The organism is Paenibacillus sp. FSL H3-0321, from assembly GCF_038002865.1.
Classification (GTDB): Bacteria; Bacillota; Bacilli; order Paenibacillales; family Paenibacillaceae; genus Paenibacillus_AQ.
In genome coordinates, this window is record NZ_JBBODH010000001.1 from 2,880,393 (window position 1) to 2,893,542 (window position 13,150).

Here is a 13,150-nt window from a genome sequence, read left to right on the forward strand (position 1 = left end):
CATCCTGAATCTACTTCGTACAAAACTCGCTTCGGAAGCATTCGCTTAGTTTTGTGAGCAATTCTTCCTGATTCTTCTTCGTACAAAACTAATTTCGGAAGCATTAACTTAGTTTTGTGAGCATCGGGAAATAGTTCTTCCAGTTTTGGTCGACCACCTTCACAATATCCCCGCACGGTTCCAGCTCATCCGGATAATCAGGCTTCATGCGGGCGTCGATAACAATTGGCAGCTTATAGCCAATGTGATGGCGGTTAACCTCGGATTCTGCGTAAATATCGCTCGCCGGATTAAACCGGGTGAACACAGTCCACAGAAAGGAGGTTTGCGTCTGAGCGGTTTCAGCGGCGTGATCCACCAGGATGACAAGCGGCCATTCCGTTTCGTTCTGGCGCAGTTCGGCGATCAGTCTCAGCGGAAGCTCAGGGTCGTCTATATAGGATGCACCCGATACCGTTAAACATCCTCCGCAATAAGGAACAACGCCGGTAATTCCGGGAAGCACTCCCTCATTATAGGTACGGGGAAGCACCCGAACCGGGGATCCGATGCCCATCATTACGCCTTTACTGCCGCGGTTCAGCTTGTGTCCGGTATAATCCGAGGTATCTTGAGCCGTATTATTCAGCACAACCAGATCAGTTTGCGGATCGAAACGCTCCAGTACCGTCTCCAGCAGCTTGGGGAAATCGCAAAGATCCACCGGTTCATTCGTCAGCAGCAGAAATTTGGTCAAAGACAGCTGGCCTTCTCCCAGAATGCGGAAAGCCGATGCCAGCGCTTCGCGCGAATAGCTTTCGCGCACAACGGCGGATGCCAGCGAATGTGAGCCGGCTTCGGTATAAGACCACAGTGCCTTGACTGACGGCATCAGCAGCGGATAGGCCGGGGACAGGAGGCGCTGAAGAAAATCCTTCAAATAATAATCCTCCTGGCGGGGTTTGCCGGCAATCGTTGCCGGATAAATCGCATCCTTGCGGTGCCACATCCGCTGAACATGCAGGACAGGGAAATCATGCTGCCGGGAATAATATCCATAGGGATCTCCGAAAGGTCCCTCCGGGCGACGTTCCAGCGGCGTTACAAGACCGCGGATGGCGAATTCGGATTCAGCGGGAATCCGGTGTCCGCCCATGGGATCCTTAACCATGGGCAGCCGACGGCCCAGCATTAGCGAAGCCAGCAGCAGTTCAGGCAGCCGCTCCGGCAGGGGAGCAATGGCTGCGGCAATCAGCGCCGGCGGGCCGCCGAGAAATACGGAGACTGGCAGAGCCTCGCCGAGCAGTTCAGCCTCACGGTGATGAAAACCGCCGCCTTTATGGATTTGCCAATGGACACCTGTTGTATTGTCATCATAAATTTGCACACGGTACATTCCAAGGTTACGGTTCAACGGATTGGTAATACTCTCGGTATATACTAACGGGAGGGTGATCAGCGGCCCGCCATCCTCGTGCCAGCTTGTGATTCTGGGCAATTCCTGCAGCGGGTCGGTACTGCGGCATATGCCCAGCACAGGCGCTTCACCCTGGGGCACATCTTTGACGCCTACCTTGAGCAGATCATACAGCAGGCCTTTTTCTTTCCATATCGCCGAGGGGGTGGGCGGCAGCAAAGTTTCCACCGCCCCCGTCAGCGACTTCATCAGTTGCTCGGGCCGGGTCCCAAATGCCTGGTTTACCCTGCGGACCGTCCCGAATAAATTTGTCGCGACCGGAAAAGGGGTTCCTTTTACATGGGTAAAGAGCAATGCCGGCCCTTCTTCCCGTACCACACGCCGATGAATCTCCGCCAGTTCAAGATAAGGGTCCACCGGAGTATCAATCACAGCGAGATCCTTATCCTTTCTCAACTGCTCGATCCATTGACGCAAATTATCGTATCCCACTATATTGTTCCTCCTCAAACCTGGCTGAGTGCCCAAAGTCTGATTGGCAGTCTTACTGAGAACTAACGATACAGGACAGACGAACATTTCCCCTGCATTTAGTTTGATTTATTCTTTCTGCTCAGCTGCCATACACGCACACTCATGTAGCACAAGACTCCGAACAGTCCAGCAATCAGCAAAATATGGGCCAGCGCAGCAAATATGTACAATTGTTCGTTATACAGCGTATGCACCACAGCCGCACCGCTGAGTACCTGCAGCAGGCAGAGCACAACCGCGGCAACGCCCAGAGCCCTCAGCTCAGGCCATGCTCTGTGTTTCCAATAGGCTAAATGTCCAAGCAGTGCGATCAGAACAAACAGCAGTGCCGCCGCAACCCGGTGTACAAACACTATGCCTACACCACCAGACAGCTCGGGAATCCATTCCCCATTGCAGAGCGGCCAGCCGGAGCAGCCTCCCTGTGAATCCGTGTGGCTAACATAAGCTCCGATATAAACGACAATATATGAATATAACGCCGTAAACCACGTTAAGTTGCGGAACCCCCGGCTTATCCCTTGCCCGTAAGCCTCCTCTAAGGCTCTAGATTCATGCCGCCGCTTCGTACCCAGCGCGAGCATGAGTGAGCTGGCGAAAGCTATTAAAGAGAAGCCCATATGCAGCGCCATCACCGCAGCTGACTGTGCTTGCATGACCGCAAGCGCTCCCATTCCACCCTGTACCACTACAAAAAAAAGTGTCAGCCCAGCATAAACAAGCAGTTCCTTCTGTCTGCGGGCATAACGCCAAAAAGCAAACATCGATATTAACGACACCAAACCCGCCAACCCACTGAACAAGCGGTGGGTGTACTCGATCATTGATCCCACGGTATAGGCTGGAATCAGCTTTCCGTGGCAGAGCGGCCAATCATGTCCGCACTCCAGTCCCGATCCCGTCTTCGTGACCACAGCGCCTCCAAGCAAGGCGAAAAACATTGTGAGGCAAGTGATGTAGCTAAGCGTTTTCAATTGATTTGTCGTCAATAGGATCACCCGCAATTTTCATAGGAATGAACTGGATAATATAAGGGAAGAAAGATTAAAAAAACACCGCTTCTGCTCTATCAAGGCGAAAGCGGTGTGCAAACTTCATTACTTGTGAATACTCAGATATACCTCAAGCGCCGTATTCAGAAAATTCTCAATTTCCTCACGGGATTTGCGCAGCTTATTAACGAATCTTACAAGCTCACGCCCGTCGGTGTAAGCGACAAAGCTGGGAATTCCAAGAATGTTCTGTTCCTGGCTGACATCGCCTACCGCATCGACATCTACTTCGACAAGCGTAAGACGTCCATCGTATTTCTGCTCTACTTCAGGCATAAAAGGATCAATAAACTTGCAATCGGAGCACCAATCCGCCTTGAATACAGCTACGCTCAAGCGCGGTGATTGAATCGCTACCTGAAATTCCGCAGGGGAAGAAATTTTATCCATGGATTATCCAATCCTTTCTTCATCATTGAGTCGGTTACCCTTTAAGTGAAGCAAAATGTGCTCAGGAAGTCAAATAAAATAGACGAAATAAGACATTAATCATAGCATTATTCGTTAGTACGAACACGTTCAGGCTGAAGCTTCATCAGTGGTTTGAGCAGCTTCTGCAAAGCACGCGGATAACTGGCAACCTCCTGGCGGCTTAGCACACCCAGCACAATCAGGAGTACAAGATAAATTACAACAACAGCTGCTCCTACAACCAGACAGGTAATCAGGAAAGCAAGCCGTGCAGGCATCAGATGGGTCAGCATCACTCCCGCTTCGTTCAGGCCGTAGCCAATTCCGCCGGAAGCGAGAACCGCAACGGTGAATCCGCCCCAGCGTTTACCCATAATCTCAAAAGGAACAATCGTTTTGAGCATACGCAGATTAAGATAAGTAATGATGAAGAAGCAAAGCGCCGTTGCTGCAATAATGCCGTATATCCCGAAGGCGCGGCTCAGCAGGAAGTTTGAACCTAACTTCACGAGAAGACCTGCCATCACATAATACATGGAAATTCGTGATTTCCCCATTCCCAGCAGAATGGAGTTGGTCGTCATCATTGTAATCTGAAAAATTGTACCAAGCGTCAGCATCGCAACAATCCCGCTGCCGTCAAGACTGCTGAAGATCAGTCCGTTCACAGAATAGGCTGATACAACGAGAGCAAGTACAATTGGTGTTCCCGTTAATATCGAAATGCGCATCGCGAGCGTCACCTGGCGTTTCAAATGCTCTTCATCACGCCGGGCGTAGGCCGCTGAGATAATCGGAATCAGCGAGGTGCTTAGCGCAATGGACAACACAGGAGGTATTCCCGCGATACTCTGCGCCCGGCTGCCAAAAATCGCCAAAGCCTGGGTCGCTTCTGCCATGCCGATTTGCCCACTAAGCAATGGCACAATGAAGGAAGTATCGATAAAGTTCACTACCGGAACCGTAATTGAAGATAACACAATGGGTATAGAAAGCTTGAAAATATCCTTGTAAATACCCAGCAGCGGCAATTTGGCTTCATTGGTTTTATAGAGGGCCACTTGCTCCTCACTGCGGCGCAGCTTTATTGCATAATACAACATGACGCCAAATGCACCGATACTGCCGAGCACACTGCCGAATGACGCGCCGGCTGCCATCCATGTATTGCTGTATCCCTGGCGGAGCAAAATAAAAGCGAGCAGCACGGCCGTGGATACCCGGGCAATCTGCTCGACAATTTGCGAGATTCCTCCAGCCATCATATTGTTGCGTCCCTGGAAATAACCGCGCATCATCGCGATGCAGGGGAACAGCAGCAGTGCCGGCGCAATCGCCCGAATGGCCAGGGTGCTCTCTGGAACCTTGGTATGTTCCGCATAATAAGGAGCAGCTATGTACAAAATTGTACTCATCAGCACACCTACAATAGCGGCAAATATAAGTGCGGCCCGGTACACCTGCTGCGCTTCATGCGGCCGGTTCAGGGCATAACGCTCGGATACCATTTTACTTAGTGTGCTGGGGATTCCGGCTGTGGCCAGCGGCAGCAGCAGCAGGTAGACGTTGTTCGCCTGCGTGAACGAAGCGTTCCCGATATCATCGAATAAATGCTCCAGCGGCACCCGCTGGACAAGCCCGAGCACCCGGGCCACGAGCGCGGCAGCGGCCAGAATAAGCGTGCCTTTGACAAAAGATTCTTTCTTGGACAAACTGTTTCGCCTTCTTCGCTGTTAATTTATTACGATCCAGATAAAGAAAAGGACCACCATGGCAATTTGCAGTATGATTTTGACTACCGTACTGCTGAATAAGCCAAGCAATGCACCGAAGCTGACCTTGACCGCTTTGCCGGGATTTGAGCCAGCCATCAGTTCACCTACAAAGGCCCCAATGAAAGGACCGAGAATCAGACCGATAGGCGTCAGAATCGGCCCCAGAATCAGACCGATGGTGCTGCCGATGACTGAGGCGCGCGAGCCACCAAATTTCTTGACTCCCCAAGCCCCGACAACGTAATCAGCCACAAACAAGATAATTACAATCAGCGTCTGGAACAACCAAAACCAGACTCCGAAAGGTTCGAAGCTGAAGAACCACCCGTATACAAAGAAGGCCAGATAAATCGCCAGCGCACCAGGTAGAATCGGGTATACAGCCCCGGCCAGTCCGACCGCGATTAAAGCAATAATCAGAATCCAACCCAGAATGGCCATTGGCTCATCTCCTTAAAGGTTTTGGTCGCACTTACTACAGGATATACTTTTGAATCACTTCAGCAATTCCATCGTCATTATTGGACGCTACCACAGCATCCGCCTCCTGCTTGACGGTCTCCTGGGCGTTGCCCATAGCAACCCCAAATCCGGCCTGCTGGATGGCAGCCAGATCGTTCAGACTATCGCCAACGGCAACAACCTGTGACATTTCGAGACCCAGCAGCTGGCAAACCTCGCGTATACCGGATGCCTTATTGACACCAAGCGGATTGATCTCCAGATTATGCGGCGATGAATTGGTAATTTCGAGACCGCCCATATCCTGAAGCCGCATCAGCAGCTTATGGCGGATCTCATCATCCTCTGTGGAATAACCAAACTTGAGCCATTCCCTGCTCAGAATCTCCCCATCCCAGTTGTTCCGGTTGTACACTTCATCTACCGAATACGCCCAGAACCAGATATCGTATTCCTGGGCAATGTCATACATCTGCTGCACCAGCACCGGGTCCATCAGCGAGCGGCGGTACAGCTCATACGGAGCCCGCCATACTTCACTACCATTCACCATAATCATCGGAGTCTTAAGTCCAAGCTGTTCAGCATAAGGCATGGCGCTTTTGGAAGCGCGGCCTGTGGAGAGACAGACGTGAACGCCTGCATCAACTGCCTTTTGAATCCATTCTACCGTTTTGGGGGTAATGATTTGTTCATCATTCAGTAAGGTTCCATCCATATCCAGTGCTAACAGGCGGTATTTGGCAGTCATTGCCACCCCTCCAATTTGTATGCTCATTTCAAGAGCTAATTATTTGGTCACTCGACCCGGCAGCATGGCCGCGTCAGTTGTTCGTCGTTCCGTCTGTTCCGCTTGCCGAGTCTGAGCCCTCTGCATTGGCATCGGTTTTCAGACTTTTCTTCGGCACTCCATCCAATCCGTACTCATAGTCGTACGCGTCAAATATTTTTCGTGCAACCGGAGCGGCACTGCTGGAGCCGAACCCGCCCTCCGGAATAACAACCGCTACAGCAAGCTTGGGATTCTCGCGCGGGGCATAGGCAATAAATACCCCGTTATCGCGCAATTCCCCTTTACCCAGCTGCTGTGAGGTTCCCGTTTTGCGGGCAAAGTCATAAGGGAAGTCATTAAACGCAGTAACATCACTGTTCATGCCCTTTTTGATTTCGTTCCAGTAGGATTTATCAAAGGTTGTAACTTCATCAAGTACCTCGCGTTTGAACTGTTTAACCACGTTACCCTTGGCATCGGTGATTTTGCTGACCAGCTGCGGCTTGATCCGTACTCCTTCATTCGCCAGTGTCGTTACGTATTGGGCGAGCTGCAGGACCGTATAGCGTCCTTGCTGTCCGAATGAAGCATAGACCAGCGCAGCCTGGGCACTACCGGCAGCCTTGGTATCGGTATAGTTGATCTGTCCGAGATACTCATTGGGCAGTCCGCTTTTTGTAGATACACCGAGGCCGAATTCCTTCATATATTTATCCCAGATATTTATACCTTCACTATGATATTTCTCCCACAATTTCTTGCCAACCATGTCCACCATGAACGCATTGGAGGATTTCTCAATCGCTCTGGACGGGTCCATAGGGCCATACACGTGGCCGGAAGAATTTCGCACGGAGGATTTGTCATTTTTCCCGAAGTGGGCAATCCCTCTGTCTGTATAGATAGTCGAAGTAGTAAAGAAGCCTTCATTCAGTCCTACAAGCACACTCAGAGGCTTGATGGTTGAACCGAGCAGCACCGTGGAGCCGAACTCATGACCCGACATCCCGGAGGAATACGGTGTAATGGTTCCGTTCTGGTAGTTGCCCATTATTTTCTTCCATACCTCGGTGTCCATTTTCTCGGCAGTCCACACATTGGTGTCATAATCAGGCATGCTGGCCATCGCAACAATATTGCCGGTATCGACTTCCATAGCTACGGCATAGCCGGTCAATGCATTCGGGTGTGTCTTGCCTTGTACCGAATTCGAGTGCAGCCATCTGATTTGCTCTGTAATGGCCTGCTCGGTCTTGAGCTGAATGTTCTTGTTGATCGTCATCCAGACATCGTTACCCTTGACAGGGGGCACGACCGCCTCCACCTTCTCAGCCATATTCTGCGGACTCACCGAGATCACCTGATATCCGTTCTTGCCGCGCAGCTCCCGCTGATACTGCAGTTCCAAGCCATCGAATCCGACAAATTCATCGTCTTTATAAGTAAGGCCGGGGTCCGCATCCAACTGTTTCATCGCATTCTGAATATTCTTATAAATATTCAAGCTGTTGGACGACTTAAAGGGTTTGATATATCCGACAGTCTGTGCGGCTACAGATTCCTTGTCATAATGCCGGTTGCTTTCCTCCACAATCTCAAGTCCGGGATATTCGTTCTTGTGCTCCATAAAGTAGGCCACTTCCTGCGAAGTAAGACCAGCCTTGATGCGCCGCGCCATAAAACCCGAATATTTCCGGAAATACAAATCCAGGGAATCAATAATATCTTTTTCAGTCAGCTTCTCAGCATTCGGATCACCATAGGCGCTAAAGTCCTTAACCAGCTTGGCCGCAAGGGCATCTGATTGGGCCTGCGCCTCCGGCGTAAGCACGGTTTCTCCCGTCACCTTATCCGTCACCTTGGCCGTGTATTCTTTAGTAAGTGTAATATACAGCGACTGCACAGAAGTCGAGTAAGCGATGGGCTCCCCTCCCGCTGCACGAATGTTCCCTCTTATTGCGGCGAGCGGCACATTTTTGGTATCACGGCTTGTCTCCACCTCAGTCAGAGTTGGCCCTTCGACGAACTGTAAAACGGCAAGACGGACAATGATTACACAAAAGATAACAAATGTGCTAAAAAAGAATACATTGATCCGTAGGCCAAGCGAACTTTTACTGTTGCTTTCCTCTGGGGGTGAGGCCTGCTTACGGAAAAAACTCACAGTTTTTCACTCCTCTACATCTAAAATAAACCTTTGTACCTGTGCTGACTCCATGTAAGGCCGAAAGTTCCTTACAGGCGCTTAGTCCAGTCACGATTCCCGGTCACAGGCATCAAAAATTGCACGTGCGGCCAGTGTGCGCACGAGAGTGTTCATATTATTCCTCAACATCGTTTCACATGCTGTATTGTATCATAGAATCAAGGCATTCCGCTTCCTTGCTCAGAGCATACTTTCTTTGACATGGGTTTTATCGAAATCCTTGGGATTAAACCAATCCCCGCTGACTGCCCAGGTGGAATCGAGTGGGATCCAGGCCTGCCGGTCCGTGATGTACACTTCATTCCAGGCATGGGGGCCGGATCCCCCTTGGCCGTCGTAGCCCTGACCGGTCACTACGCGCACTTGAAGCCCCTGGGAGCGGGCCATCACTGCATAAAGACGTGCATAATCAATACATACACCGATCCGGGTATCAAAGGTATCCTGCGGAGTCTGCTCCTTCCAAATCCGGTTCTGCTCATAATTCTCGGCTTTGGCATAATCATAAGAGATCCTGGAGCCGACCCAATCATACAGCAGTCTGGCCTTCTTCTCATCGTCGCCGGCTTGTCCCGCTATATCAGAGGCAGCACCCACGATGTCGGGTGAAATTTCATGGTCGAGCACTTCGTATTTCCGCCGGAGGATATCCGTCATCTCGGCGGCAACCGCCTTGGTCAGAACCGGCAACTTACTGCGCACATTCTCACCGGTAAGGGGTTCGAAGACCGCAGATGCGCTTTGCCGGTAGATCGGGGATGATTCCACATAACGGCTGAACGTGCTGTCCGGATTCAAGCCTACGCCGATGTACAAGGCAAAAACAAGCAACAGGGCGCGCACAAGGCCGGTAGCCAGACCGATGACAGCTCCGCTGAGACGACTCACCTGCGTAATCTTCCTGTTTCCGGACCTGCCCGAAAGGCGCGGAAGGGAAATCGGAAGCAGCATAAACAGCAGTCCCAGCAGCAGGCGGATGAGACTGTAGGACAAGAGCAGCAGCAGCAAAAAACGCACAAGCGGCGAACCCGCCAGAACGGACACCGCCGTATAGTATAGCTGCTGCCACTGGCTTAATTGGATATCCGGAAGCTCAATTCCACCTGCCCAGGTCTGTACACGGGGCGAGAGGTAAAAGGCAGCCGGAATGGCCAGGGCCAACGCAGCTATGGCAAGCAGCCCGGTTCCGAGCAGCCCAAACAGCCCTCCCGCTGAGCGGCCAAACCCCCGGCTCCAGCCCTGCAGCAGCGAGAAGAGCACTATCAGCAGAAGGAGGATAGTGATGATATTGGCATCACTAATACTGTCCATCCAGCTGTTCAGCATAACCTCCCCTCCCTTTCTTTCGCATCAGCTTGTATTTTAATTCCCGGCCCCATTCTTCCGGGCTTCATCAATAAAGGTTTTGGTAGTATCGTTAACACTCCACTTCCCAAGACTGACTCCGCGGAAAGTCACTTCCACTTTATCCTCACCGGCTTCACCCTTCACTTCAAGATTGGGTGTTGTGATCGTAAACGTACCGTCACCGCCTGAAGTATATTTTGCTTCTTTCGCTTCTTTCAGCATAACTTCCTGCGCTTCGCTCTTCAGGGTGCTGACCGTTCCATCCGCCACCTTATTCACAGCGTCTCCAATCTGATCCATTGTAACCCCGCTGTAAATAAACAGACCCGCAATGATAACAATAACAATCGCCCATTTCAGAACCGTCTTGACCAGATTAACAACGGCAAACAGCAGTACTAGCGCAATAACGATAACTAGCCAATTTTCTCTGATAAACTGTGACCATACTTCCGGATCCATCAATTTCCCAACACCCCTATCAAAAATTTCGTCACACCAGGGAGCAAGTCCCCATTAATACTAATTATTATACATGAATGCCTCTTATAATTCATGATTACCCACCCGTTCAGGTGGAATCCCCCAATAAAATGGTATAAGCCCCCCTCGACTCACGTAAAGTACAAGTAGGCTTAACCATTCCCCATTAAAAAGCGCCACCCTGCGCCAGCGCAGAAACGGCCCTTTCGGAGGTGTATTCCGTGAAAACCGCACTGTGGCTGTATTTATTTCTTTTCCTGGCATTTTTTGATCTGCATGCCCAGTACCCCATTCTTACCCCCTTTGCTATCTCACTGGGGGCGGGGCCGGCCTTCATCGGCTGGATGATGGGCATGTATTCCCTGACCCATCTTCCCAGCAACCTTCTGGCCGGGGTACTGGTTGACCGTAACGGCAGCCGCCGCTACATCGTCTTCAGCCTGACGGTTGCAGGCGCCATCCTGCTGCTTCAGGCCCACGCTCAGCTTCCCTGGCATCTGCTGCTGCTTCGGGCGGCCAGCGGCTTCGCCCTGGCATTTCTGTCTCCGGCCTGCATGACCCTGCTGGCTTCCCTCTCGTCAGATCCCATCACGCAGGGCAAGTATATGTCCGGCCATGGCATCATCCATACGCTGGCTTCGGTCGTATCGCCAGCTGCCGGAGCCTTTATCGTCCACCAGGCCGGGTATTCCGGCACCTTCAGCACCTTGGGCTGGCTGCTGATTGCCACTGGTGTGATGGCTTTCTTCAGTGTACCTAAGTTCTCCGGCAGTATGGCAGCTGCCAAACCATCACAGCCGCTGCAAGAACACCCGGTTGCATCCGAAAAACCGCATTCATCCGTTACCAAGCGATATTATTTGCTGCCCTTTTTCGTCTCCTGCTCGCAGGGGGTACTGTTCTTTGAGCTTCCTTTGTCACAGGGGAGCAACGGGATCGTATCCACCGGGATTCTGCTTTCGCTTCTCAGCCTGGGGGCACTCTTGACGCTCAGCCTGTTCTTCCTGAACCGGCTCTCTCCGGTTGCAAGAATTGCTGTGGCACTGCTCGGCATGGCGCTGTGTTTCTTCGCACTTGCAGCATTCACCAGCATTCCCGCAGGGGTCGTTCTCTTCCTGCTGGGAGCAGCGAAAGGTGTACTGTTTCCGGCGATGGCTTCGCTGTTCATCAGTCTCGGGGCAGGCGGCCATCTGGGCCGCACCTTCTCGCTGCAATCCATTGCAATGTCTCTCGGCGCTTTTGCCGGACCGGTGGCTGCAGGACAGCTAAGGGACTTCGTTTCTCCTTATTTCATTGCATTTGTCCTGCTCATGACCGCACTTCTGCTGTTACCTCCAAGAGATACCGGGAAAAGCGCGGCCTACCGTGCGGACTTGAACAGCCATGCCGCTTGAGCCGGCAAAAAAAGGAGCTGCAATTCCCGCAGAATTGAATCTGCCAGTCAACCCCGCAATCACCCGGTCTCTCCTTGAGCCGGGTGATTATTTCTTTTTACGACATTTCCCGGGGAATGAACACATTTTGTCCCTCAGCTGTTAAAAATGACGAAGCTTAGGTAATATACTTAATAAGCATATGACCGTGTTCATTAACATGCTTAAGATCACAAATCCCGTCATTACCATCTATTATCCGGGGGGGCGACAGATTATGTCCATTACCATCATTGTCGAAGGCAAAAACGACCGCAGCAGATTGCGGCGACTGCTGGCGCCGGAGGTCGACATCCTGTGCACCTTCGGTACGTTGAATACACTCAAGCTGGAATCGCTGCGGCGTAAAATCGGAGACGGAGAAGTTTACCTATATATGGACAACGACAGCTCGGGTAAGAAAATCCGCGGAATTCTGCGCGATGCTTTTCCAGACGCGGTCCATATTTATACCCGGAAAGGCTATGCAGGGGTAGAAGGCACTCCCGATGAATACAATCTCACCCAGCTTGAAAAAGCGGGGTTGGAGGAATACATCATCTATCCTCAGCCGCTGCCATTCCCGTTTCTGGAACCATAGCGGCAGCAAAAAAACGCCTTGTTCACCCTTCGCATGTAACCGGAGGATGAAGCAAGGCGTTTTTAAGTTCAATGCTTTTTAATTGGGTGCCAGCTTCTTCAAAGCACCGGCAAGGAATTCCGGTGTCACATTTTCTGTATCTCCAGCATCATATAGTCCGCGCAACCGGTTCTCCGGGTCTACAAGACCTATAAGATTAGCGTGGGCAAAGTTATCCTTGTCATTTCCATAAATAAGCACTTTAAACGAATCGGCAGCCAACTGCCGCACCTGTTCCTGATCTCCGCGCAGAAAATACCAACCGTTATAATCGGCGTGGAACCGGTCTGCGAACGTTTTGATGGCCTCGCGTGTATCATTCTTGGGATCAAATGAGATGGAGACAAATTCAACATCCTTGCCGAAGCTGCCGTCCTTGACCAGCAAATCCTGGGTCTGTGACAGCATATAGGTAGTGATGGGGCATACATCCGGACATTCCGTAAAGAAGAAATACACCAACCGCGCTTTCCCTTGCGTATCCGCAAGTGTTACTTGCTTGCCATCCACATTTTCAAGAGAGAAGTCCTGTACCTCCCCGATGACCGGCAGCTGCTTTTTCCCTAAATCCAAGGATTGAATCACTAAGTAAAGGGCCATTCCCAAAGCCAGGGCCAACAGCAGCCAGGTCCATTTGTAACGTTTCAAGGTATGCACAGG

Annotated in this window: 12 protein-coding genes; 2 read left to right on the forward strand and 10 right to left on the reverse strand. The window is 51.3% G+C overall.

Features of this window, described 5'->3' with window-relative positions:
- Positions 1-103: 103 nt before the first annotated feature.
- The 9 genes from MHI45_RS12655 to MHI45_RS12695 form a co-directional block, all read right to left on the reverse strand.
- Complete coding sequence (locus tag MHI45_RS12655) at positions 104-1,888, reverse strand: UbiD family decarboxylase (protein WP_076112521.1); 1,785 nt, start codon at positions 1,886-1,888, stop codon at positions 104-106.
- Positions 1,889-1,986: 98 nt separating this feature from the next.
- Positions 1,987-2,919, reverse strand: coding sequence for a COX15/CtaA family protein (locus MHI45_RS12660; protein WP_144024390.1), 933 nt, complete (start codon positions 2,917-2,919; stop codon positions 1,987-1,989).
- A 108-nt stretch (positions 2,920-3,027) separates the two neighbouring features.
- Entirely contained in the window at positions 3,028-3,372 is a 345-nt protein-coding gene (locus MHI45_RS12665) for a thioredoxin family protein (protein WP_038596154.1), read from the reverse strand.
- A gap of 107 nt (positions 3,373-3,479) precedes the next feature.
- Entirely contained in the window at positions 3,480-5,105 is a 1,626-nt protein-coding gene (locus tag MHI45_RS12670) for a putative polysaccharide biosynthesis protein (protein ID WP_038596157.1), read from the reverse strand.
- A gap of 21 nt (positions 5,106-5,126) precedes the next feature.
- Positions 5,127-5,609, reverse strand: a complete 483-nt coding sequence (locus MHI45_RS12675; RefSeq protein ID WP_038596160.1) for a DUF456 domain-containing protein — start codon at positions 5,607-5,609, stop codon at positions 5,127-5,129.
- Between the two features lie 34 nt (positions 5,610-5,643).
- Complete coding sequence (locus MHI45_RS12680; RefSeq protein WP_038596162.1) at positions 5,644-6,381, reverse strand: Cof-type HAD-IIB family hydrolase; 738 nt, start codon at positions 6,379-6,381, stop codon at positions 5,644-5,646.
- A gap of 73 nt (positions 6,382-6,454) precedes the next feature.
- Positions 6,455-8,566 (reverse strand): peptidoglycan D,D-transpeptidase FtsI family protein, encoded by a 2,112-nt coding sequence (locus MHI45_RS12685; RefSeq protein WP_076112522.1) that lies wholly within the window; start codon positions 8,564-8,566, stop codon positions 6,455-6,457.
- A 222-nt stretch (positions 8,567-8,788) separates the two neighbouring features.
- Complete coding sequence (locus MHI45_RS12690) at positions 8,789-9,934, reverse strand: transglutaminase domain-containing protein (RefSeq protein ID WP_076112523.1); 1,146 nt, start codon at positions 9,932-9,934, stop codon at positions 8,789-8,791.
- Between the two features lie 36 nt (positions 9,935-9,970).
- Positions 9,971-10,417, reverse strand: coding sequence for a hypothetical protein (locus MHI45_RS12695; protein WP_340899730.1), 447 nt, complete (start codon positions 10,415-10,417; stop codon positions 9,971-9,973).
- Between the two features lie 242 nt (positions 10,418-10,659).
- Here MHI45_RS12695 and MHI45_RS12700 point away from each other — a divergent pair, with 242 nt between their 5' ends.
- Positions 10,660-11,832 (forward strand): MFS transporter, encoded by a 1,173-nt coding sequence (locus tag MHI45_RS12700; RefSeq protein ID WP_341119095.1) that lies wholly within the window; start codon positions 10,660-10,662, stop codon positions 11,830-11,832.
- Positions 11,833-12,088: 256 nt separating this feature from the next.
- Entirely contained in the window at positions 12,089-12,451 is a 363-nt protein-coding gene (locus MHI45_RS12705; protein WP_038596172.1) for a DNA primase, read from the forward strand.
- A 78-nt stretch (positions 12,452-12,529) separates the two neighbouring features.
- Here the strand turns inward: MHI45_RS12705 and MHI45_RS12710 are convergent, their stop codons facing one another.
- A complete protein-coding gene (locus MHI45_RS12710; protein WP_340896696.1) occupies positions 12,530-13,147 on the reverse strand; it encodes an SCO family protein in 618 nt (205 codons plus the stop codon).
- Positions 13,148-13,150: the final 3 nt, after the last annotated feature.

Bases quoted from the DNA above. Each gene is read 5' to 3' on its own strand.
- MHI45_RS12665 (WP_038596154.1), bottom strand. From the start codon at position 3,372: ATGGATAAAATTTCTTCCCCTGCGGAATTTCAGGTAGCGATTCAATCA.
- MHI45_RS12690 (WP_076112523.1), bottom strand. From the start codon at position 9,934: ATGCTGAACAGCTGGATGGACAGTATTAGTGATGCCAATATCATCACT.
- MHI45_RS12695 (WP_340899730.1), bottom strand. From the start codon at position 10,417: ATGGATCCGGAAGTATGGTCACAGTTTATCAGAGAAAATTGGCTAGTT.
- MHI45_RS12675 (WP_038596160.1), bottom strand. From the start codon at position 5,609: ATGGCCATTCTGGGTTGGATTCTGATTATTGCTTTAATCGCGGTCGGA.
- MHI45_RS12705 (WP_038596172.1), top strand. From the start codon at position 12,089: ATGTCCATTACCATCATTGTCGAAGGCAAAAACGACCGCAGCAGATTG.
- MHI45_RS12680 (WP_038596162.1), bottom strand. From the start codon at position 6,381: ATGACTGCCAAATACCGCCTGTTAGCACTGGATATGGATGGAACCTTA.